The sequence below is a fragment of the Actinomadura formosensis NBRC 14204 genome, from assembly GCF_001552155.1.
Lineage (GTDB): Bacteria > Actinomycetota > Actinomycetes > Streptosporangiales > Streptosporangiaceae > Spirillospora > Spirillospora formosensis.
Genome location: NZ_BCQQ01000010.1, coordinates 64,289 through 85,469 on the forward strand (window position 1 = coordinate 64,289; position 21,181 = coordinate 85,469).

The following is a 21,181-nucleotide window of genomic DNA, read 5'->3' on the forward strand; positions in this document are numbered from 1 at the left end:
GGACGGGTCCCGCAGGTGAATGAAGGAAAAGCCGTGCGCGGGATCGGGCTCTGCGGCCAAGATGCGGGCATGACCTTCGCGTTGATGCGCGGGTACGACCACATCAACGTGGCGTCCTGCCCCGATCCGGTCGCGGCGGTCCGCGACCGGGAACTCGCCGAGCGGATTCTGCGCTATCCAAAGATCTTCCCCACCGGATCCCCCGATTTCGGTCACGCGGTGCAATTCGGAGAAGAATGGCGTATCGGGTCACTGGGGGCGGACGACCCGTCCTCGGCCCGGTACGGCCTCGCCATGGACCTGCGGACGGCCGCCGCCGGCGAGCCGGACCCGGCCACCGCCGAGGCGATGCTGAGGGCGGCCGCCCGGCTCGACCCGGAGGACGGCGAGCAGCTCGCCAAGGACGAGTGGGAGATCGGCGACCGCCGGTACCGGATCATCCGGGTCACGAAGTACATCCAGTGCGGGGACCGGGTACTGGAGCCGCCCCGGTCGACCGACGCCGGCCTCGCCGGGGACGGCCTGCTGCGCGGCCACCTGATCGACCCGTCGGCGCCGTGCGGGCGGTGGGAGGCGCAACTGCGGCTGAACCTCGTCGGTTTCCTGGCGGTCGCCGAGGACGTTCCCGGCATCGTCCGGACCGAGGCGCGGCACGCGCTCCAGGCGCACCCCGGCGTCGTGCTGCTTCCGCCGACGTTCATGGTGGTGGAACTCGACGGCGACTCCTGGGGGCCGCTCGTCTGCGGGGACGATCCCGACGACGCCCGCAAGCGGCTGGCGCGGCACTTCACCGGCCTGCTGCCCCGGATGCGGAAGCTCCATGGCGATCCCCCGTCCGCCGAGGAGTGCGCCGAGTGGACGGCGATGGCGGAGGGGATTTTGGCCACGCCCGGCCACTCGTTCAGCGTCCGGGGCCGCGAGTTCCGCACCGTCCGGGTGTCGCGCATGCTGCGCCTCGGCCGCGACGGCCCGGAGGCGTCCCGCCCGTCCGACCAGGAGCGCTACGACCTCACGACGGGCCGCTGAAACATTCCCTTTCCCGGTGACGGGCAATAACTGACACCCTTATTTGACCAACTTCGTCACAAGTATCCGCTCTTATTTCGCATGCCCGGCGCGGGTAGGTTGAGAGGTGAATCAGGGCGTGTTCTGCGCCCGCCACCGTATCGATGGAATGGATGGATCGTGCAGTCTCCCGACGAACGGGACGGGTGGATCAATGAACTGTCCGGGACGATAGCAGGATCCAGCGTCCAGGCCAGGTCCATTGCGGGAGGCGTACATATCAACATGCCGCGGCAGCCGCCGCTTCCCGCCCCCGCACAACTCCCGGCGCCCGGCCTGTTCGTCGATCGCCGCGGTGAATTGGCGGAATTGCAGACACTCACGGAACGGACGGGGCTCGTGGTGCTCACGGGACCGGCGGGCATCGGAAAGACCACCCTCGCGCTGCACTGGCTGCACCGGCTGAAGGACGGCTTCGAAGGCCAGCTCTTCGTCGACCTGCGCGGGTTCTCCGGGACCGGGCCGCTCCCGCCGGACGAGCCGCTGGAACGTTTCCTGCGGGCGCTCGGGACCGGCGCGGAGAGCATCCCGCCCGGCGCCGACGAGCAGGCCGCGCTGTTCCGGTCGATGACCACCGGGCGCCGGCTGATCGTCATGCTCGACAACGCGGTCTCGGCGGCGCAGGTCCGGCCGCTGCTGCCCGGGGCGGGGGCGTCGCTGGTCGTGGTGACCTCGCGGCTGCGGCTGTCCGGGCTGGTGCTGGACGGGGCGCGTTTCCTGGACGTCCCGCCGCTCGGGGAGCCGGGAGCGCTGGAGCTGCTGGAGCACCTGGTCGGCCCCGACCGGATCGGGGCGGAGCGCGAGCACGCCCTGGCCCTGGTGGCGCTGTGCGGGACGCTGCCGCTCGCGATCTGCGCGTCCGGCGCCCGCCTCGCCGCCAGGCGGCGCTGGCCGATCGCCCGCGCGGTGGCCGAACTCGACGACGAGGCGCGCAGGCTCGCGGCCCTGCGCACCGGGGAAGGGGACATTTCGGTGGACGCCGTGTTCAACGCCTCCTATCAGGCGCTCGCCGACGCCCATGCGCGGGCCTACCGGCTGCTCGGCGTCCATCCGGGACCCGACTTCGACCTCGGCGCGGCGGCGTCCCTCCTCGAAACCGGCGAGGAGCGGGCCGGGGAGCTGGTGCACGCCCTGGTGGACGCGAGCCTGCTGCTGGAGGATGCGGACGAGCGCTACCGGTTCCACGATCTGGTCCGGCTGCACGCGCGCGACAAGGCCGCGCATCCGCGGTTCGAGGCCGATCGAAGACCGGCGCTCACCCGGCTGGCCGACCGGTACCTCAGCACCGCCGTCGCCGCGGACCTCGTCCTGATGCCGGGGCGGTGGCGGCTCGGCGACCGGCACACGACCGTGCGCGGGGCGGACGTGTTCGACGGCCGGTCGGCGGCGCTGGCCTGGCTCGACCGGGAGCGCGACAACCTGACGGCGGTGGTGCGGGAGGCCCACGGCACCGGGCTGCACGCCGTCGCCTGGCAGTTGTGCGAGGCGATGTGGCCGCTGTTCCTGCAGCGCAAGCACTACGCGTCGTGGATCAGGACGTACGAGCTGGGGCTCGCCGCCGCCGAGAGCGACGCCGACCCGCGCGCCCAGGCGCGGATGCTGGAGGGGCTCGGCGTGGCCCATCTCAACCTGGAGGACTTCGGCACGGCCCGCGAACGGTACGAGGCCGCGCTCGTCCTGGAGCGGCGGTCCGGTCACCGGCTGGGCGAGGCGGCGGCGCTGGAGGGGCTCGGCAGCGTCGCGCTCGGCGGCGGCGACCTGTCCCGGGCGATCGACCTGTTCGGCGCGGCGCGGGACGTGCACGCCGTGCTCGGCCGTCCGCGCGGGGTGGCGCTGATGGAACGGCACCTCGGCGACGCGCTCAGCGCGGCGGGTCGGCACGCCGAGGCGGACGCCGCGCTGTCCGGCGTTCTGGAGACGTTCAGGCACCTCGATGAGCCGTACCACCTGGCGCGCACCCTGACGTGCCTGGGACGGGCCCGGCTGCGGGCGGGACGTCTGGACGAGGCCGCCGCCGCCCTGCGGGAGTCCCGCCGCGTCGCGCACGACACCGGCGCGCCCCACGTGGAGGCGGGCGCGCTGGACGAACTGGCCCGCGTGGCGGCGCGGCGGGGCGACCCGGACGGCGAGCGCCACCACCTGGAGCAGGCGCTCGCCATCTACACCCGGCTGGGCTCCCCGCAGGCGGCGCCGGTCAGGGAACGGCTCGCCGCGGCCAGTCCCGCGCCGTCTCCCGATCCTGGACCCTGACCCGGGCCACCGTGTTCGCCCGGACGAGGGTGAGCCGGGTGAACGCGGTGAGCGGGCGTCCCGCCACCAGCCAGGCGTGCACGGCCGACGCGTACACCGCCGCGTCGTCGTCCGCGCACGTCCCGCCGAGGACGGGGACGAGCCGCACCGCGCGGTCGCCGGCCGCCACCAGGCATCCCCGCCGGGTGTTCACCGCGATGACGAGGCATCCCGGATGGTCCGCCCGGAGCCGGGCCGGTTCCCCGCCGCGGCGGACGATCACGTCCGCGCAGGAGAGCCGGGCCCGGGACGTCTCCTCGACGCCGGCCACGAGATGCTCGTCGCACGGTGTCCGGACCGGGCCGCCGGCGGCGGACGGCGAGCGCCACAGCACCAGAACCCGGCCGCCGATCAGCACGCGTTCCGTGCCCGGCGGGGCGGGGTCGCCGGGGTCGTCCCAGACCCGCACCAGCGTGATCATCACGCCGCCCGCAGGTCGCTGGGTGCCGCGCACGGCGCCGGGACGGGTTCCACGTCCGGCGGGTGCTCCCGGTCCGGCAGCCGCATCAGCCGGTACATCTCCGCGCGGATCAGCCGGGCCGCCTCCCCCGGGCGGGAGCTGAGGTCGTCCCGGACGGCGTCGTGCACCCGCGGGGTGAAGGCGTGCGCGGCGTCGTCGAGCTGGGGGACCAGCGGCCGGTCCCAGTCGACGTGCGGGGCCAGCGCGCCGAGCCGCGCGGGATGCGAGCCGGGCGCCACGCTGTCCTCCGGGAACGCGCCGAGCAGCACCGGGACCCCCAGCGCGGCGGCGTAGCAGGTCACCGAGCCGTGGTCGCCGATCACCCGGTCGGCGGCCACCAGCGCGGCCCGCCATCCCTCCTCGGGAGGCAGCAGCCGGACGCCGAGCCGCAGCGCGTCGGCGTGCCACGCCTGTATCTGGCGCCTGCCGTACCAGGTCCAGATGTGCGGGTGCAGCGCGGCGACGACCTGGTACCTCTCGCGCGGCAGCCCGGCCGCCACGCGCAGCGCCAGGTCGGGGCGGCGGCCGAGCAGCGAGTCCCGGTCCCAGGTGGAGCTGAGCACGACGAGCCGCCGTCCGGGCCGGACGCCGAGCGCCCGCCGGTACACCTCCCGGTGGGGCAGGCTCGCCACCAGCCGGTCCAGGCAGGGGTCGCCGCCGACGAACGCCACCGGCAGCGCCTCGGGGCACTCGCGGGCGAGCGTCTTCAGGTGCCGGTCGTGCGCGAGGACGAGCGAGGACGGCACGACCCGCCCCGCGGCGACGAGCCGTTCCCTGATCAGCCCGGTGACCGGGCGGGCGGCGGGCGGCCCGGCACCGCGGAGCCGGGCGAGCAGCTTGCCGGGGCCGGCGCCGTGCGCGACCGTCAGCACCGGGCCGTGCAGGTTCTCCAGCATGCCGTGGCTCGCCGCCACGATGAGGTCGAACCGCGTGGCGGCGGCCTGCCGCCAGGGCAGCACGAGGCCGCCGAGGTCGCGCAGATGCGCGTCCAGCCCGCCGGTGAAGGCCGAGGCGGGGGCGGCCGTGTAGGCGACGGCGACCCGCCGGTCGCTTTCCAGCAGCGGCATGACGTCCGCCAGCCGCGTCGCCGCCGTCAGATGGTGCGCGACGGCGAGGACCGTGCGCGGTGCGGGCACGGTCGCGCCCCGGTCGGCGTCCAGCCCGAACGGGCCCCGCACCCACGCGTCCGCTGAGCAGTGCATCTCAGCCTCCCCGGCACGCGTTCGCCGGCCGTGCGGCCGGGCTGGGGAGGCGGAACGGCGGCGAGACCGGGTCCGCGACGGGGATCGTGGCGGGCTGCGGCAGCCGCAGCAGCCCGTACATCAGCCGGCGCACGGCCCGGTTGAACCGTCCCGGCTCGGAGGTGATCCGCGCGACGACCGGCCGGACGCGGTCCGGCCGCCACCACGCGGCCGCCTCGGTCAGCTGCGGCAGGACGGGACCGGACGGCGCGAGCCGCCCGGCGCAGCGCAGCAGTCCCGGCCGGTCCCCGGCGGTGCGGGCGGCGTCGTCCGGCAGGGGTTCGGTGAGCAGCACCGGGACGCCGGTGATCGTGCCGTACCGGGTGACCGGGCCGGGCGGGCCGAGGATCCAGTCCGCGGCGACGAGGGCCGCGCGCCAGTCGGCGTCCGGCGGCATGAGCCCGAGACCGCCCCGCAGGTGGACGGCCAGGTCCGCGCCGCCGGTGCACGGGCCGGGCCCCGGTTCGGGAACGCCGAGGACGTGGTAGCCGCGCGGCGGCAGCTCGGTGAGCAGCCGGCGCAGGACCTCCCGCCACCGGCAGCGGGCACCGCCGCACGCGGCGGCCTCCGGGAGCGCCACGAGGACGAGCTTGCGATGCCGCCCGACGCCCAGTGCGCGCCGGTAGAAGTCGCGGAGCGGGAGGCTCGCGACAAGACGGTCGTGGGTGGAGTCGCCGACGACGGTGGCCGCCGGCCCGGTGCCGTCCCCCGCCGGCGCGGGACGGTCCGCCGCGTGGGCATAGGTGAACACGACCGGCGCCCCGGCGGGCTCGTCCGCGCCCGGGGCGCGTTCCGGGCCCGTCCCGGGCAGGACGATCAGCGGCGCCCCCACCCGCCCGGAGACCGGGGTCGCGGCGACGGCCAGGCCGAACCCGCCGCCCTCCGCCTCACGCCAGGGCAGCGGCGCGATGCCCGCGTCCCTGAGCAGCGCCTCGACCGCGGCGGCGCGGGCGCCCGGAGCCGCAGTGAAGATCACGTGCAGCCGCGGGTCGGTGCCCGCGAGCCGCGCCACGTCCAGGACGGGCTGCCCGGTGCCGGGCGCGCCCACCATCACCAGCACGGTGCGCCGGTCCCCCAGGCCGCCCCACCAGCCGGGGTCGAACCCGCTCAGGGCCCGACGCCATTCGAAGCCGGTCATCCCCGTCAACGAACCTCCTTTGACCGCGGATGCGAACATCCGTTCCTCCGTCACAGGTCGAAATGACCTATCCCTTCGGATTCGAGTGTCGATCGGGGAACTTGACGAAAACTTGCAATCGTCCTGACTTGCCGAGTAGTGGCGTCCCATGGTGGCCAAGTGAACGGTGACTCGACACTGGCCGATCAGGGCCGGTGATGCAAAAATGCCTTCAGGAGGAGATTGCCGAAGAGAGTCCCACAAAGGCGGCGGCGGTGGAGTTCCGCGTCATAGGTCCCGTTGAGCTGTGGATTGACGGTCGGCGGCGCGATCTCGGAACGACCAAGGAACGCTGCGTCCTCGCCGTCCTGCTGCTCAACCCGCGGCAGCCGGTGCCCGCCGAGGCCCTCATCCGGCGGGTCTGGGACGACGCCCCGCCGGCGAAGGCCCGGCAGAGCCTCTACTCCTACATGACGCGGCTGCGGCACCGGCTCGACGGGGTGGACGGCGCCGAGCTGGTCTCCCGGCAGGGCTCCTACCTCATCGACGTCGCGGACGAATCGGTCGACCTGCAGCGGTTCCGGCTGCTGCGCGACCAGGCGCGGGCGATCGCCGAGAGCGGGGACGAGGAGTACGCCCTCGACCACTACCGCAGGGCGGCGGCGCTCTGGCGCGCCGAGCCGCTCGCCGACCTCACCGGGGGCTGGGCGGCGCGTGCCCGGCACACCCTGGAGCAGGAACTGCTCACCGCCGCGTTCGAGCGCATCGACGTGGAGCTGCGCCGCGGCCACCACGCCGACCTGGTGCACGAGCTGTCGGACCTGGCCGAGCGTCATCCGCAGGATCAGCGTCCGGTGGAACGGCTGATGGTGGCGCTCTACCGCTGCGGGCGGCAGGCCGAGGCGCTGGAGGTCTACCGGCGCACCCACGACCTCTTCGTGCAGGAGTCCGGAACCGATCCCGGCCCCGGGCTGCGCGATCTCCAGCAGCGCATACTGCGGACCGATCCGGCGCTGCTGCGGGTGCCCGGCACCCAGCTGAACGTCGACCGGCCCCCGCACAACCTCCCGCACGACTCGCGCGCGTTCGCCGGACGGGACGCGGAGCTCCGGCAGCTCCTGGACATGGTGCCGAGTGCCCGTGAGCCCGGATCGGGGGTGACCGTCATCAGCCTCGACGGGATGCCGGGGGTCGGTAAGACGGCGCTCGCCGTCCGCCTGGCGCACCGGCTCGCCGAGCGGTTCCCGGACGGGCAGATCTTCCTCGAACTGCACGCGCACGACGCCCGGCGCGACCCGGTCGATCCCGCCGAGGCGCTCGACACGCTGCTCCGCATGATCGGGGTGCCGGCGACCCGTGTTCCGCGGACCCTCGGCGAACGCGCCGCGCTGTGGCGGTCCCAGCTGGCCAGCAGCCGCGCGATCCTCGTGCTGGACGACGCCGCCGGGCACGACCAGGTCAGGCCGCTGCTGCCCGCGTCCGCCGGCTGCCTGGTGATCGTGACCAGCCGGCGGCGGCTGACCGGGCTGCACGACTCGTTCCCGCTGTCGCTGGACGTCCTGCCCGTCCGGGACGCCGCGGCCCTGTTCACCGGCATCGCCGGGGCCGGGCGGGCCCGCGGCGGCGCCGACGTCACCGCGGTGGTCGAACGCTGCGGCCGGCTGCCGCTCGCGGTGCTGATGGCGGCGAGCCGGCTGCGGCACCGCCGCGCCTGGGACGTCGGCGACCTGCTCGCCCGGCTGGACGCCGACGACCGGCGGCTGGACGAGCTGCGGGACGAGAGCCGCGAGATCACGGCGGTGTTCGAGGTGTCCTACCGCGGGCTCCCGGCACCGCTGCGGGACGCGTTCCGCGTGTTCGGGCTGCATCCCGGCCCGGACCTGACCGCCCACACCGCCGCGGCGGCGCTCGCCCGTCCCGTCCGGGAGGCCGAGCGGGTGCTGGAGGAACTCCTCGACCGGCATCTGATCACCGAACCCGTCGGGGGCCGCTACCGCTTCCACAACCTGGTGCACGACTACGCCCGGCGCCTCGCCGGCGAACTGGACCCGCCCGACGCGCGGCGCGGGACCGTCCACCGCATCCTGGACTTCTACCTCGCCGCCGCGGACCTCGCGAACCGGCGGCTGTCCAGGTCCGGCGGGACCCCCGCCGGGCGGCCGCCGGCGGACCTGCCGCCGCTGGCGGACGAGGCGGCGGCCGCCGCGTGGTTCTCCGCCGAGCACGACTGCCTGCTGAACGCCGCCGCCGAGGCGGAACGGACCGGCCTGCCCCGGCACGTCACCGGGTTCGCCCGGCTGCTCGCCGGCCACCTGGAGTCGCGGGGGCGCTGGGACGAGGCGGAGCGGCTGCACACCCGCGCGATCGCCGTCCTGCGCACGCAACAGGACCGCCGGGGCCTCGCCCGCGCCCTGGCGGACCGCAGCCTCGTCCGTTTCCGCAGCGGCGAATACGACCTCGCGCTGGAAGACGCCGAAAAGGCATTGATGATCTTCCGGTCGCTCGGTGAACGGCGGGGCGAGGCCGATATTCTCGGGCATATCAGCCTCATCCACTGGCACCGGTCCAGGCTCCCCGAAGCGCTGGCCCGCTGCCGGGAGGCATTGGACATCCGCCGCTCCATCGGCGACCGGCACGGCGAGGCGCGCAGCCTCGACCACGCGGCGATATTCCTGGAGTTCGCCGGCGAATACCGGGAGGCCGAGCGGCTGCGGCTGCGCGCGCTCGCCATCTTCACCGAGCTCGACGACCCGCGCGGCCGGACGATGGCGCTCAACAACATGGGTGACCTGGTCCTGCGCATGGGCAACGTCGAGACGGCCGTGGAGTACTACGAGCGGACGGCCGCCGCCGCCGCGGAACTGGGCCGCCAGCACCAGGCCATCGTCCTGATCAACCTGGCGAATGTGAGCCGCCACACGGGCGACCACGAAAAGGCACTGGAGAACTACCGCAAGGCACTCGCCATAGCGATGGAAATAGGCGACCGGAGAAACCAGGTAGAGACCCTGATCGGCATCGGCGCCACATTCCACGACATCGGCCGCCATGGCGAGGCCCTCATTCACTACGAGCGCGCACTGGCCATTTCCCGAATGATCAGTGAACGCTACGAGGAAACGCTCGCCCTCCGCCATCTGGGCGAGACCCTGGCCGCCTCGGGCCGCTACCCGGCGGCCGTCGACCACTTCCGCCAGGCTCATGATCAAGCCGCCCGGATCGGCGTCCCCTACGAGCTGGCCAAGGCCCTGGAGGGCCTCGGAGCCGCGTTACTCCACGTCCAGGGCAGGGACAAGGCCCGCGCCTGCTGGCAGCAGGCCGCCCGCGTGTTCGATTCCATCGGCCTCCCAGAAGCCGAGACCCTCCGAGCCCGCCTACGCGAACTGGACAAGGCCACCGGAACCTAGAACACGTTCCCATTCACCACCGGGCCTCGATTCCCCACCTCCCGGACTGACCGCACGAGAACCGGTTTGCTCCATGCCGAACCCCGTCCGCACACTAGAAATTTCCCCCATAAACGGACAATTCAAGCAAAGTTCGCATTTCATCTTCACTCGATCAGTTCCGAAATGCTCGACACATCCAGGGTTGTCGGCTGTAGAGTTTCTGTGCCCTCCCGGGAGGCATCGATTTGATGCACAGAAAAGGACAATGAAGCATGAAGCGGCTCCTGGTGACCACCACGGTCATCCTTTCTTCGGCACTCACAGCGGCACCAGCGGATGCGGCAGAGTCAGCGCCCAGGATCAAGTCTGTGCACATGACTGAGCGGGACCGCGCGCCCAGCGTGCACAGCACCGCCGACCGCGCGGAGCGCGTTCATATGACAGCGGTCTGACCAGGTCGTGCGGGGGCCGGGCGAGGTTTGCGGCATCCGCCTCTCCGTCCCCACCGCCAGGGGCACCGCAGTAGCGGCGCCCCTGGCGGATCCACCTTGGTGGACGAGGTGACACCTCACATGCGCCCTCTTCTGTACGTTGGCGCCATGATGGCATCCACCTCCCCCAAAGATCGACAGAAGGCGCGGCGGCACGCCGAGGAGTACGAGCGCGACGCCGTTGCCTACCCTGACGAGCGCGGCGAGATCCTGCTGGAGGCAGCCGCGCAGTGGGCCATCGCCGGGGACCCCGAACGCGCGCTGCGGATCTACGAGGACCTCATCGCCACCGACCCCGGCGAGGACGCCGACTATGCGGCGGTGGAACGGATCTCACTGCTCTTCGACCTCGGCCGGACGGACGAGGCGGACGCGGCGCTCGCCGGGCTCGACCGGGCGCGTCTCCCCTCGGGCCCGGCCGCCCTGATCGCCGAGGGGCTGGAGGCGCTCGGGCGGCTGGAGGAGGCTCTCACCTGGTTCAACATCGCCTGCCGGGACCTGCTGGCGGGCGACGCGGAGGAGCCCGCCGACCTCCTGCTGTTCACCCGGCCCGAGCTACAGGGGCGGCAGCGCGTCCGCCGGGCGCTCGGCCTCCCGTCCGACCCCGTCGACCTGAGCGTGGACGAAGGAGAGGACCGGCTCACCGACACCCTGGACCAGGTCGCTTCCAGCGGGCGGCCGTACGCCGGCTCGTTCTTCGTCCGCTCCGACATCGCCAGGGCCTTCGCCGAAGGTCTCGTGCACGCCGCCCCCGACACTGACGAATCCACCTACTACTCCGACGTCGAACGCGGATGGCGCGCCTCCGCCGAGGAGATCGGCGCGGCAAAGTTCCGCGTCCTGCCGACCACGGTGGACGACCTCCTCCGATACGCGGACGAGCAGGGCCGCGACCCCGGGGACGAGCAGACCCGCGCCGACCACCTCCGGGACCGGCTCGACGAGAACGCCCCCGCCCTCGACTGGCCGCCGGAACGCAACGCCCCCTGCTGGTGCGGCTCCGCCCGCAAGTACAAGAAGTGCTGCGGCTCCCCCGCCAACCGCTGACGAGAGCGGCGGCTTGTCAAACGACCGGGTTGTCCGGCGAATCCAGCCAGATCCGTTGACCCGCAGGCGTCACCGTGACTCCGAACCGGGAGGCTTCCGGCTTACCGGCCGCCGCCCACCGTTCCTCGGTTTCCTGGACGCTCCGGGCACTCACATGCTGAGCGCGCAGCGGCATGAAAGGCGAGGGACCCAGACACCTGCCCTGTGCCGTTCCGTCGTCCTGGACCTTCAACACCGCAAGAGGCCAGTCAGGATGGACCGTCGCCGCCAGGGGAACAACGATCAGCCCACCCGGCCGAACCTGCCGAACCCATGCGTAGGGCACCGTGTGGGCCGACGCCGTGACGATGATCCGTTCATAGGGCGCCCCCGGCGGGTAACCCGCCTCCCCGTCCCCGGTGACCACCTTCACCGGCAGGCCGACAGTCTTCAGGGCCTCCCGCGCCGACGAAGCGGCCACCGGGTCTATCTCCACACTGATCACATTCCCCGCCCCGGTGATCCGGGCGAGGACGGCGGCGTTGTAACCGGTACCGGTACCGATCTCCAGAACCCGCATACCGGGCTCCAACTCCATGGCCTCGATGAGCCGGGCCATGATGAAGGGCGCACTGCTGGAACTGGTGGAGATCATCCCCCTTCCCGTCACCGGATCGCATACCTCACCGGGCAGAGCAGGATCGGGCTCCGCCCGAGTCACGATCGGGCCGTCCACCTCGACCCGCTCCCGCCACTGCTCCGGATCATCAGAGCGACGCAGCGGCACCAGCCAGCCCGCTTCGTTGCGTACGAAGATCTCCTCTGGGATGAACGGTTCCCTGGGAACGGAAGCGATGACGTCGCGGACGTTCACTGCTTCCCCGTCCCCTTCCACATCAACCGACCGGGTTGTCCGGCGAATCCAGCCAGATCCGTTGGCCCGCAGGCGTCACCGTGACTCCGAACCGGGAGGCTTCCGGCTTGCCGGCCGCCGCCCACCGTTCCTCGGTTTCCTGGAGCGCCGTTTGCGGGAGGCGCTGGCCGCGTAGCGGCATGAACCGGACCGGGGCCGTGAATCGCCCTTCAGCACTCCCGTCCGCCCGGACCGCGAGCACCGCCAAGGGCCCGGCCGGATGGAACGTGGCCGCCCAGGGCACCACGATCAGCCCGCCTGCCTCCGTCTGCTCGATCCACGCGTAGGGGACCGTGTGAGCCGCGGCAGTGGCGAGCACCCGAGCAAACGGGGCGTGCGATGGCGCACCGCGCTCCCCGTCCCCGGTGATGACGACCACATCGGGATGGCCTGCGGCGCGCAGAGCCCTGCGGGCATGGTCGGCTGCCGCGCGCTCGATCTCGACCGACACCACCTCGGCCCCCAGCGCTGCCAGACACGCGGCGTTGTACCCGGTGCCCGTCCCCACCTCCAGCACGCGCATGCCGGCCTTGAGCTGCAAGGCAGTGATCATCTGAGCCATCACCGACGGAGCAGACGAGGAGGACATGGGCCACATCCTGTCCTTTACCTGCGTAGCAATCGCCTCATCCGACGTCACCAGCTTTTCCCACTCTTCCGGCGCGTCAGTCCGCGACAGCTCTACGAACCGGCCGTCCCGAACCACCCAGACCGTTTCGGGGACGAACAGCCGCCGATCAACGGGCGGGAGCCCGGAGAACTCACTCATCCTTCCCCAGATCCGTTGCACGAGCCACAGGTGATCTTCTCCTCCTTGTTGTCCAGATTGACCTTCACCCACCCTTTCCCGCCACACGCCCCACAAGACTGCTTCTTGTCATGCTTTCCCATTTTTCAGCCCTTTCCAGCCAACCCGGCGCTCTCTACATTGACAGGACGGCTGCGGCCATTCAATGGCCGCAGCGTATTGGATATTTTGAGCGAATTACGTTAGTTCGTTCCTCTTAACTCACGCTCGGCAGCCGCTCGAACCCCGCCGCGTCCGTGTCGATCGCCTTGCACACCCATCTGTGACGCGACCTCCTTTGGTCGATCTACCGCGGTGCGGCGCACCACCCTTGCAGGCGAGCCGCAAGCTCCCCGGCCGGGACAGCGTGTTGTTCCCCCGATTCCATGTCCCGCACCGTGACAGTTCCGGTTTCCTGTTCCCGCTCCCCGTAGATCAGCACGAACCGCGCGTGCCTGTCCGCCGCCCATTTCAGTTGCCTGGACAGCTTACGACTCGCCCCCAGATAGATTTCCGTCCGCAACCCGATATCCCGCAGTTGGTTCGCGAACTCCATCACGCTTGTGTCTGACTCTTCCGCCATTGCTGTTATCGCCACGTCCAGTGACTCACCCGCAGCCGCGCCGCTTTCCATAAGCCCGATGATCCGCTCGACTCCCAGCGAGCCGCCGCACGCCGGAACGTCCGGCCCTCCCAGCGCCGAAATAAGGTGATCGTAACGGCCGCCGCTGGCGATGGACCCCGGCATTCCGGCCGCGACCACTTCAAAAATCACGCCCGTGTAATAGTCCAGGCCACGCACCAGACTCGGCGTGAATGCGATGCGCTCGGTGCCCACGCTCGGACCCGCCAGCGTGACAAGCCGGTCGATTTCGGCGATACCCGCCCGGCCCTCCTCGCTGTCTTTCAGGCTGGCCCGCATACGCTCCACCGAATCGTCTGCCACCAGGTCCGCGACAAGCCTCTCAGCGGTCGCCGCCGCGAGCCGGCGCACATCGGTCAGCTCACGCGCCACCGCGTCGGGGGACAGCTTGTCCAGCTTGTCCAAGGTGATCAGCACACCCCCGCCCACCTCGGCCGGGACCCCGTAGACCTCCAGCAGCCCCGACAGCGCACGCCGGGAGTTGACCAGGACACGAAAGTCGCTGACCCCCACCGCGTCCAACGCCGTCGCCACCGCGCTCACCACTTCCGCATCAGCCAGCGGCGATGACGAGCCGACCACATCGACATCGCATTGCGCGAACTCCCGGAAACGCCCTTTTCCCGGCCGGTCCGCGCGCCATACCGGTCCCATCGCATACCGCTTGTACGGTGCCGGAAGCTGAGAACCGTACGCCGCTACCACCCGTGCCAGCGGAACGGTCATGTCGTACCGCAGCGCCAGATCAGCCTCTCCGCTCGCCTCATGCTCCCCACGCCGCAAAATCTTGAAGATCAGCTTGTCGCCCTCATCACCGTACTTGCCCGTCAGCGTTTCAATCCGCTCGAACGCAGGCGTTTGCAACGGCTCGAATCCGTAACGCTCGAAGACCTCCCGGATCACACCGAATACGTGATTGCGGATACGCAGATCATCCGCGAGCAAATCCCGCGTACCGGAAGCGGGCTCGAACCGCTGAGACGCCATGATGTGACTTCCTTCCCTGAACCGAGAGAAACGACCCGACCCGGCGCGAAATTGACCGCCCTAGGACATACCGCCCAATGCTTGCACTCCACAAGCCGGCGACACGCCCGGATTCGACCTGATGCTATCGGCCGTGCCCGCACACCCCACGCCACAAGGACACGCCAACCACACCGGCCTCTCAGATGTGGGCGGTGAGCGAATTGCGTTAGTTCGCTCCTCTCAACTCGCGCTCGGCCCGAGCTACCGCGATCACCATCGTGGTGACCGGAGGCCCGTCCGCTCCGGGAACCCCTGTCGTGTTTCACGGGTCGGCGCAAGCGTGGCTTGGGGCACGTGGCCGGGTCGCCCGAATCCCCGGCATTGTCACTGCCACGCCGGCGTCCTAGTCTTCGCCGCGTTCTACTGTCAGCAGATCCCCGCGCCCGATCGACAGCAGATGCCGGGCCGCCATCAGCCCGTCACACCCGCAGGACAGATGCACGCCGACAGCTTCCAGGCGTTCCCGGCTCGACCCGTCCCGCCGCTCGGTCACCTCGCGTTCCGCCACCTGCTCCACCCGGTCGGTCAGCCGTCCGAGCATCTGCCCGAGCAGGTCCAGCACATCGGTGACCGCCTCCACCGCCGCCCCGGCCTCGGCCAGCGTCAGCCCATCGGCGGTGCCGCTCATCACCCGCGACGCCTTGCCCGCTCCTTCCAGGAGCATGTCCAACGCCGGTTGAAGCCCGCTCCCCGGAACCTGTGTCACCTGCTGCTCCTCTCCCGATCTGTCGTCATCGCCGTCTTTCAGCCGACGGCGCAGGGTGATGTAGGACACCCCCGCCGCCGCTGCCAGATCCCCGATCGTCTCGCCGCGCTCATACCGCCTGCGCAGTTCCGCCACCGGCACCGCGACCGGCACCCGCGGCGGCCCCGGCCGCCGCAGCACCACACCGGCACCGGCCAGCCGCGCCCGCACCGTCCCCGCCGACACCCCCGCCAGCGCCGCCAGCACGGTCGTGGACGCGCCCGCCTCATACCGCTTCCGCAGTTCTTCCAGCGGCACCGCCAGTTCCCGGCGCGGACCCCGGCCCCGCAGCACCACACCGGCGCTGACCAACCGCGCCCGCACCGTGCTCAAGGACTCCCCCGCCCACCCCGCCAGCACGGTCAGGGACACGCCCGCCTCATACCGCCTGCGCAGCACCTCCACCGGCACCGCACGCTCCACGCCGTACCCGCCACCCGAGGTTCGGCCGCCCCGAGCCGGAACGCCGGACGTCACTGCGCGCCACCGCCGTGCATCAGGTGCTCGATCTGCTGGAGGCTGAACCTCCGCCTACCGCCCGGCGTGCGGATGGAGGCCAAGTGACCGATATCGGCCCAGCGCGCCACGGTCTTGGTGTCGACGCGGAACATCCTGGCCACCTCTGCGGGGGTGAGAAGCTGCTCAGGGCTGAAATCCCATCCGTGCAGGATCGTCTTGCTCACTTGGGGGTTCCATCTCGTTGAAGGTGGCTTCGGCGGGCGGCGGTACGTCCAGCCCGCGCTAGCCCGCCCACGGATCGGGCACCACCCCGACGCCGCCAAGGACCGGGATCGCGGTCAGCGGCCCCGCCTCATGCGGCCAGTGCTGCACCGGCACCAGCCCCGGCGGAACCAGCTCCAGCCGCCGCCCGAACAGGCCCGCGATCTGCTCACGGGTCCGCGCCACACCCGGTGCACTGGCACCCTGATAGACCTTCTCCACCTGCGCGAGCGCCGCCGGGTCCGCGCCCGTCGAGCATCCGTGCGACAGCGCCACCACCGAGCCCGGCACCATCCGGCCCGTGAACGCCCGCACGATTCCCGCCGGGTCGTAGTCGTCGGTGACAAAGTGCAGCACCGCGATCAGCAGCACCGCCACCGGCCTGTCCCAGTCGATCCACGCGTCGAGATCAGCGATCAGCGCGTCCACCTCGCGCACGTCCCCGCGCACGATCGGCATCCCCTCCAGCAGCGCCCGATCATGCGCCAGCACCAGCGGGTCGTTGCAAGTCGGGTTGTGCGCACGAACGCGGGGCGTGAGGTTGGCCGCGTGTTGGTCTGCGGAGTTGGCCGCAGGTTTCCGGGGGGTCATCGGGTCCACTCCGCGTACACGAGCTTTCCGCCCGAGACGCCGTCCAGGACGCCCCAGTTGCCGGATAGGCCCTGGACGAGCCACAGGCCCCGGCCGGCCTCGGCGTCGGGGCCGGGGGGCGGTTCGTGCAGTTCGGGGCGGCTCTGGTCATCGCGGTCCCAGACCTCCACCGAGTACAGGCCGCGGCCGTCCTTCTCGATGGCCCACGCGCCGACCTGGATCACATCGGTGCTGGCGTGCCGCAGGGCGTTGGTCACCAGCTCAGAGGTGACCACGAGGACGTCATCCAGGTCGATGGGCCACTTGCCCGCGATCGCGGCGACGTGGTCTCGCGCGGCCTTGACGGCGTGATTGCCCGTGTTCTTCTCGAACGCGATCACGACGGGTCCCTAGTATCGGGGGTCATGGGTCGTTCGCCTCCTAGCGGCGTTCGGTCCAAGGCCCGTCCGGCGGTGCGAACGCCGGGCGGGCCGTCTGGTGTCTGCGTGGGTTCTCCAGCCAAAACCCGTCACACGCGCAGGCCAAGAGGGCACTATGGGGAACACGGAGTGTGTTCCCCCCGGTACCTTGGGAGAGCGGAAGGTGAGTGTCCCCCCATGACCACCGACGACGCGCGGCGCGCGCAGGCGGCGCGCTTGAAGGCCGAACGCGAACGGCGCGGTTGGGGCGTGCGGAGAATGGCCCGATTCCTGCGCGATGCCGTGGACGATCACCAAAAGCCGGAATTGCCATCGTTCGTGACCTACGTCAAGCGGTGGGAATCCGGAAACGTCGAGATCACCGACACGCGTTACCGAGCCGCGTATGCCCGCGTACTGGACATCCCCGAAACAGACCTATTCGGCCCGGAACCGGACATCGAAGCGACGACGCTCCCACGTTCCCCAATCAATGAATCCTTCAACGCTAGCGAATGGCGAGAGTTGAACGAACTATTGCGACGCACATTCCTAAAGCGAGGACTTGCAGTTGCCGCGGTTCCTGCCATTGGAGTTGGCGATATTAGGCACATCACGGCCGCCTTGCGCGATGCCCGGAAATATGCAGACCGTGAAGTTGTTGCGCATTTTAAACGCCAGCTATCTAACTGTGTCGAAAATGATCGAATGCATGGCCCGAAGCATAGCATTCCGATTTCCCTGGGACTGGTAGCGGCAATTGAGGAGATTGCCGTAGAAGCAAAATCGGATATACGTAAATTACTGCTTCAGGTTGGCGCGCAAGTGGCCGAGTTTCTTGGTTGGCTATATCGAGATGCAGCCGCCCCAGAACTAGCCGAATACTGGCGTGATCGTGCAGTCGAGTGGGCGCAATCAGCGGTCGACTACCCAATGCAGGGGTACGTTTTGCTCAAAAAAAGCCAAGCGGCATGGGATGATCGCAATGCATTTCGAATCCTGACATTGGCTGAAGCGAGTCAAAAGTTCCCAGGGCGTTTGCCAATTCGAGTGCAGGCCGAGGCCATTCAGCAGGAGGCGCGCGGACATGCCATGCTGAGTGGGGATCTTAATTTGATTGAGCAAAAGCTCAATCGTGCGCAACAATTACTGACGGAGGACATGGAGGAGCCTCGAATTTCAGGGCACTATAATGAGGCCCTATTTAACCTTCAAGTGGCTATCTGTTACTGCGAATCAGGACAATTAGATCGCTCCATTGAGGTGTATGATAAGTGGCTAAATCCGGAAGCTTTCTCGCGTCGCGACTATGGATACTTCCTTGCGCTCAAGAGCCATGCATATCTAAAGGCGCAAGCGCCCGATAAGGCCGCTACTACTGCTCTAAATGCACTGTCTGTAGCGCGGAAAACCGAATCGGCGCGCACACAGGAGGAGATATTTCGCCTCATCCCAGGGCTGCAACGATGGCGAGATAGAGAGAGTGTTCACGAGCTAGAGCGTTCACTCCTGGCTTAGCCAGTCAGAGGCGATCCTAATGACGTAAGCTTGCCATTCTTGTGTTTGCGGGTTCGCGTATTGTGGATCGTCATGGACGGCGAAGCCATGCTGAGCGCCGTCAATTTCAAGCAAGTTAACAGCGCCACCAAAATGACCTATCGCATCACGCGATGATTGGATTGGGATAAATGTGTCACCTGTCCCATGCACTATAAGCGTCGGGGTCAATATAGTGCCAAGCTCCCGGTCGGGACGGAGATGGAATAGTTCATTCAGTAGAGGCCGGCCAAGTCTAAAGGTTGGCGAATGTTCCACGAAACCATCATCCTTCAAATGGCGTGCCATCTCCTCGTCAAGTCTATCATTATTCCAATACGGCTTGTCGTCTATAAAGCGTTTCTTGTAGTTGAGTAGAGGATTGAAGAGAACCAGTCGTCTCACCGATAGCGGGTATCTGGAAGTGAAGAGCGCAGAGATTCCACCACCAAAGCTCGTTCCAATGATGTTCACCTGTTCACCTCCCGTCTCACTTCTCAAATAATCGACCGCCGCACGAATATCGTTGGTAATGGATGAGAGCGTGAGATCTTCTTGTCGACCATCACTTTCTCCGTGACCGCGAAAGTCGAAGCGAAGCGAACAGAGACCTTTCTGGGCTAGACCAAATGCCAAGCGAGTAAAGAAACCTCCCTCCTCTCGGGTGACACCCCCGCCGTGTACGAGCACGGTTGGCGTTCCAGCAGGCGTTTCAGGAGTCATGAGAATTCCGCGAAGGGTAAGCCCGTCGAGGGAATTAAAGGCAACATAGTTGCTGGTGATGGACACTTCCAGGCCTCCAAAAATTGGGATTCTTTCTTAAATATTACCCCACAAAAAGTGGTCTTAATCATTTAAGCTAGGAGGAACGGTAAAGCCTGACGGGTGAAAGCTCCGCCAACTCGCTTTTGTTGGCGGAGCCTTCACTTGTGCAGGGTGGTTCATCTTAAGAGGGGGAGGGACCAGCATGATCAATGACAGGCGTAAGCGGTTTGGTGCGTATCTCGCGCGCCTGCGCCGGGACACGCGTAAGAGCCAACAACAGCTTGCGGAGATCTTGTGCCGAATCTCGGGTGTCGCTTCTCTGACCCGAAACGAGATCAGTAGATGGGAACGTGGCGAGCGTGTGCCTGATGTGTGGCTCCCGGCTCTCGCCCAGGCGCTCAGTGTGCCAATCGATGATTTAGAATGCGCGGCAGCCCACGCACGGGGCGACGACGCTGCCCTTGAGGGCCGAAGCCCCGCCGAGGCCATCGCCTTCTTCCTGCCCGCCAAAGCTGATCAACTCGCAGCCCCGACGAGAGCAACAGGCCGCCGCGTCGGCACCATGGAAGCCGCCAACCTTGTCTCCCGTGCCCACAGTCTGCGACTTGCGGATGACGTCATCCCCGGAGGGGATCTCCTCGATCCCGCGATGCGAGAGCTTGACAAGGCCGTGCTTCTCTACCGACGAACCAGCCACACCGAGGACGTTGGCCGTACTCTCCTCGGCGGCATCGGTGAACTGGCGCAGATTGCGGGATGGATAGCCAGCGACGCCGGTCAGCATCACCAGGCTGAACGCGCATACACGCTTGGTATCTCGGCGGCACGAGCGGCGGGCGACAGCACTTTGGTTGGCAACCTGGCAGGAAGCCTCGCCTATCAGCAGTCCAACACGGGTCGTGAGACCGAGGCTGTCAGCCTCGCTCAGGCCGCACTAGAGGAAGCGGGGACGGATGCTCCAGCGAAAGTCCGTGCCCTCTATCTTGACCGCATTGCCTGGGCTCAGGCAAAAACAGGTGACGCCCAGGCGGCCATGCGGTCGCTCGCCGAAGCGCATCAAGCCTTGACTGCTGAGGACACTAGGCCCGCCCCTAGTTGGGCATATTGGGTCTCGTCCGAGGAACTCGATGTGATGGATGCCCGCGTCTACACAGAGCTGAGAAAACCTCTGCGCGCCGTCCCCCTCCTGCAAGAGGTTCTCAGCCGGTATGACACCACGCACACACGGGAACTGGCCCTCTACCTTTCATGGCTAGCGGTCGCCCTCATAGACGCCAATGAACCCGAGGAGGCTGCCCAGACAGCGCACCGGATGTTGGAACTAACCAGGGACTTCGCCAGCGAACGAACATCAGAGCGCGCCCGTCTAGTCCTCACGAAGCTAGAGCCTTACCGCGACCTCCCCGAGGTGCGGCACGTGCTCGACATACACGCAGCCTAAGCGACGCCACTCTGTGGAGCTCTCTACCTGGGTCCGTGTAACGATTCTTCCTACGCAGGTCGAGGACTAGGAGGTAGGCGTTTCACGGTGCTTGATCGGGTGCGCGGGTGGCCGGCCGCCCTCACTTCACCGGAGCATCAGCGACACTGGAAGCACATCCACCAAAAGGGAGCCGTGAGCCACGACCAGTACCGAGCCGCGCAACTGGCCGATCCCTCTGCGCGCATCCTTCACCTGACCACTCCAGCCGTAGGCGCTACCGGTCCCCGACCAGTGCGTGCAGCTCTTCCATGACTTCTTCCCAGGTTGGCATCCGAGCATGTGCGGGCGCAGCCGGATCGAACAGCACCCGTACCCCCATCTCACGCAGCGTTTCAACGTTCATCTCGAACGCACGATGCCGAGCCAATGCATCCTTGAGCAGCGGGGCGGCCACGATCGGCACCCCAAACCCCATCAACTCGCACAGCAAGCCGACAGCGAACGTGTCCGCGATGCCAGCCGCCCACTTGTTGATCGTGTTGAAGGTCGCCGG

General features: G+C 68.8%; 17 protein-coding genes and 1 pseudogene. 6 read left to right on the forward strand and 12 right to left on the reverse strand.

The features are described 5' to 3' along the window. The first annotated feature begins 69 nt into the window (after positions 1 to 69). The gene (locus AF1_RS04295; protein WP_131732594.1) at positions 70 to 1,026 is read left to right on the forward strand and encodes a DUF5954 family protein; all 957 of its coding nucleotides are present in this window, start codon (positions 70 to 72) and stop codon (positions 1,024 to 1,026) included. Positions 1,027 to 1,374: 348 nt separating this feature from the next. Then, complete coding sequence (locus AF1_RS04300; RefSeq protein WP_165488373.1) at positions 1,375 to 3,315, forward strand: ATP-binding protein; 1,941 nt, start codon at positions 1,375 to 1,377, stop codon at positions 3,313 to 3,315. Here AF1_RS04300 and AF1_RS04305 read toward each other — a convergent pair. Genes AF1_RS04305 through AF1_RS04315 form a run of 3 tightly spaced genes read right to left on the reverse strand, consistent with a single transcriptional unit; the run spans position 3,260 to position 6,202 of the window. Further along, positions 3,260 to 3,775, reverse strand: coding sequence for a hypothetical protein (locus AF1_RS04305; RefSeq protein ID WP_131732596.1), 516 nt, complete (start codon positions 3,773 to 3,775; stop codon positions 3,260 to 3,262). The two genes, AF1_RS04300 and AF1_RS04305, sit on opposite strands and share 56 nt — an antisense overlap. Next, positions 3,775 to 5,016, reverse strand: coding sequence for a hypothetical protein (locus AF1_RS04310; protein WP_067793686.1), 1,242 nt, complete (start codon positions 5,014 to 5,016; stop codon positions 3,775 to 3,777). Before AF1_RS04310 ends, AF1_RS04305 begins: the two co-directional genes overlap by 1 nt. A 1-nt stretch (position 5,017) precedes the next feature. After that, positions 5,018 to 6,202 carry a hypothetical protein gene (locus AF1_RS04315; protein ID WP_131732597.1) on the reverse strand — a complete coding sequence of 395 codons (1,185 nt, stop codon included), beginning with the start codon at positions 6,200 to 6,202 and terminating at the stop codon, positions 5,018 to 5,020. Between the two features lie 245 nt (positions 6,203 to 6,447). On the opposite strand from AF1_RS04315, the gene AF1_RS04320 reads away from it, so the two are divergent. Both AF1_RS04320 and AF1_RS04330 read left to right on the forward strand, forming a co-directional pair. Continuing rightward, a complete protein-coding gene (locus tag AF1_RS04320) occupies positions 6,448 to 9,579 on the forward strand; it encodes an AfsR/SARP family transcriptional regulator (RefSeq protein ID WP_067793688.1) in 3,132 nt (1,043 codons plus the stop codon). A 581-nt stretch (positions 9,580 to 10,160) separates the two neighbouring features. Continuing rightward, positions 10,161 to 11,099, forward strand: a complete 939-nt coding sequence (locus tag AF1_RS04330) for an SEC-C domain-containing protein (protein ID WP_067793690.1) — start codon at positions 10,161 to 10,163, stop codon at positions 11,097 to 11,099. Positions 11,100 to 11,115: 16 nt separating this feature from the next. On the opposite strand, the gene AF1_RS04335 is transcribed toward AF1_RS04330, so the two are convergent. The 7 genes from AF1_RS04335 to AF1_RS04365 all read right to left on the reverse strand — a co-directional run bounded on the left by AF1_RS04335 (position 11,116) and on the right by AF1_RS04365 (position 16,886). Continuing rightward, positions 11,116 to 11,952, reverse strand: a complete 837-nt coding sequence (locus tag AF1_RS04335) for a methyltransferase domain-containing protein (RefSeq protein ID WP_067793699.1) — start codon at positions 11,950 to 11,952, stop codon at positions 11,116 to 11,118. Positions 11,953 to 11,974: 22 nt separating this feature from the next. Continuing rightward, a complete protein-coding gene (locus AF1_RS04340) occupies positions 11,975 to 12,760 on the reverse strand; it encodes a methyltransferase domain-containing protein (protein ID WP_067793691.1) in 786 nt (261 codons plus the stop codon). A gap of 325 nt (positions 12,761 to 13,085) precedes the next feature. Next, on the reverse strand, positions 13,086 to 14,408 hold the full coding sequence (gene hisS, locus AF1_RS04345) for a histidine--tRNA ligase (protein ID WP_067793692.1): 1,323 nt from the start codon (positions 14,406 to 14,408) through the stop codon (positions 13,086 to 13,088). Positions 14,409 to 14,793: 385 nt separating this feature from the next. Continuing rightward, positions 14,794 to 15,606, reverse strand: coding sequence for a helix-turn-helix domain-containing protein (locus AF1_RS04350; protein ID WP_067793693.1), 813 nt, complete (start codon positions 15,604 to 15,606; stop codon positions 14,794 to 14,796). Positions 15,607 to 15,668: 62 nt separating this feature from the next. After that, positions 15,669 to 15,878 (reverse strand): BldC family transcriptional regulator, encoded by a 210-nt coding sequence (locus AF1_RS04355; RefSeq protein WP_084262442.1) that lies wholly within the window; start codon positions 15,876 to 15,878, stop codon positions 15,669 to 15,671. Positions 15,879 to 15,936: 58 nt separating this feature from the next. Then, a complete protein-coding gene (locus tag AF1_RS04360; protein WP_255218775.1) occupies positions 15,937 to 16,506 on the reverse strand; it encodes an SAM-dependent methyltransferase in 570 nt (189 codons plus the stop codon). Beyond that, positions 16,503 to 16,886 carry an ATP-binding protein gene (locus tag AF1_RS04365; RefSeq protein ID WP_067793695.1) on the reverse strand — a complete coding sequence of 128 codons (384 nt, stop codon included), beginning with the start codon at positions 16,884 to 16,886 and terminating at the stop codon, positions 16,503 to 16,505. The genes AF1_RS04360 and AF1_RS04365 overlap by 4 nt, the downstream gene beginning before the upstream one ends. Before the next feature lie 216 nt (positions 16,887 to 17,102). On the opposite strand from AF1_RS04365, the gene AF1_RS35615 reads away from it, so the two are divergent. After that, entirely contained in the window at positions 17,103 to 18,422 is a 1,320-nt protein-coding gene (locus tag AF1_RS35615) for an XRE family transcriptional regulator (RefSeq protein WP_174548815.1), read from the forward strand. Here the strand turns inward: AF1_RS35615 and AF1_RS33005 are convergent. Further along, positions 18,408 to 19,229 carry an alpha/beta hydrolase gene (locus AF1_RS33005; protein WP_242608784.1) on the reverse strand — a complete coding sequence of 274 codons (822 nt, stop codon included), beginning with the start codon at positions 19,227 to 19,229 and terminating at the stop codon, positions 18,408 to 18,410. The two genes, AF1_RS35615 and AF1_RS33005, sit on opposite strands and share 15 nt — an antisense overlap. A gap of 178 nt (positions 19,230 to 19,407) precedes the next feature. Between AF1_RS33005 and AF1_RS04370 the strand changes: the two genes are divergently transcribed. Next, complete coding sequence (locus tag AF1_RS04370; protein ID WP_084262444.1) at positions 19,408 to 20,646, forward strand: helix-turn-helix domain-containing protein; 1,239 nt, start codon at positions 19,408 to 19,410, stop codon at positions 20,644 to 20,646. 256 nt (positions 20,647 to 20,902) lie between these two features. Here the strand turns inward: AF1_RS04370 and AF1_RS04375 are convergent. Then, positions 20,903 to 21,181, reverse strand: a pseudogene (locus tag AF1_RS04375) (flavoprotein); the annotation flags it as partial.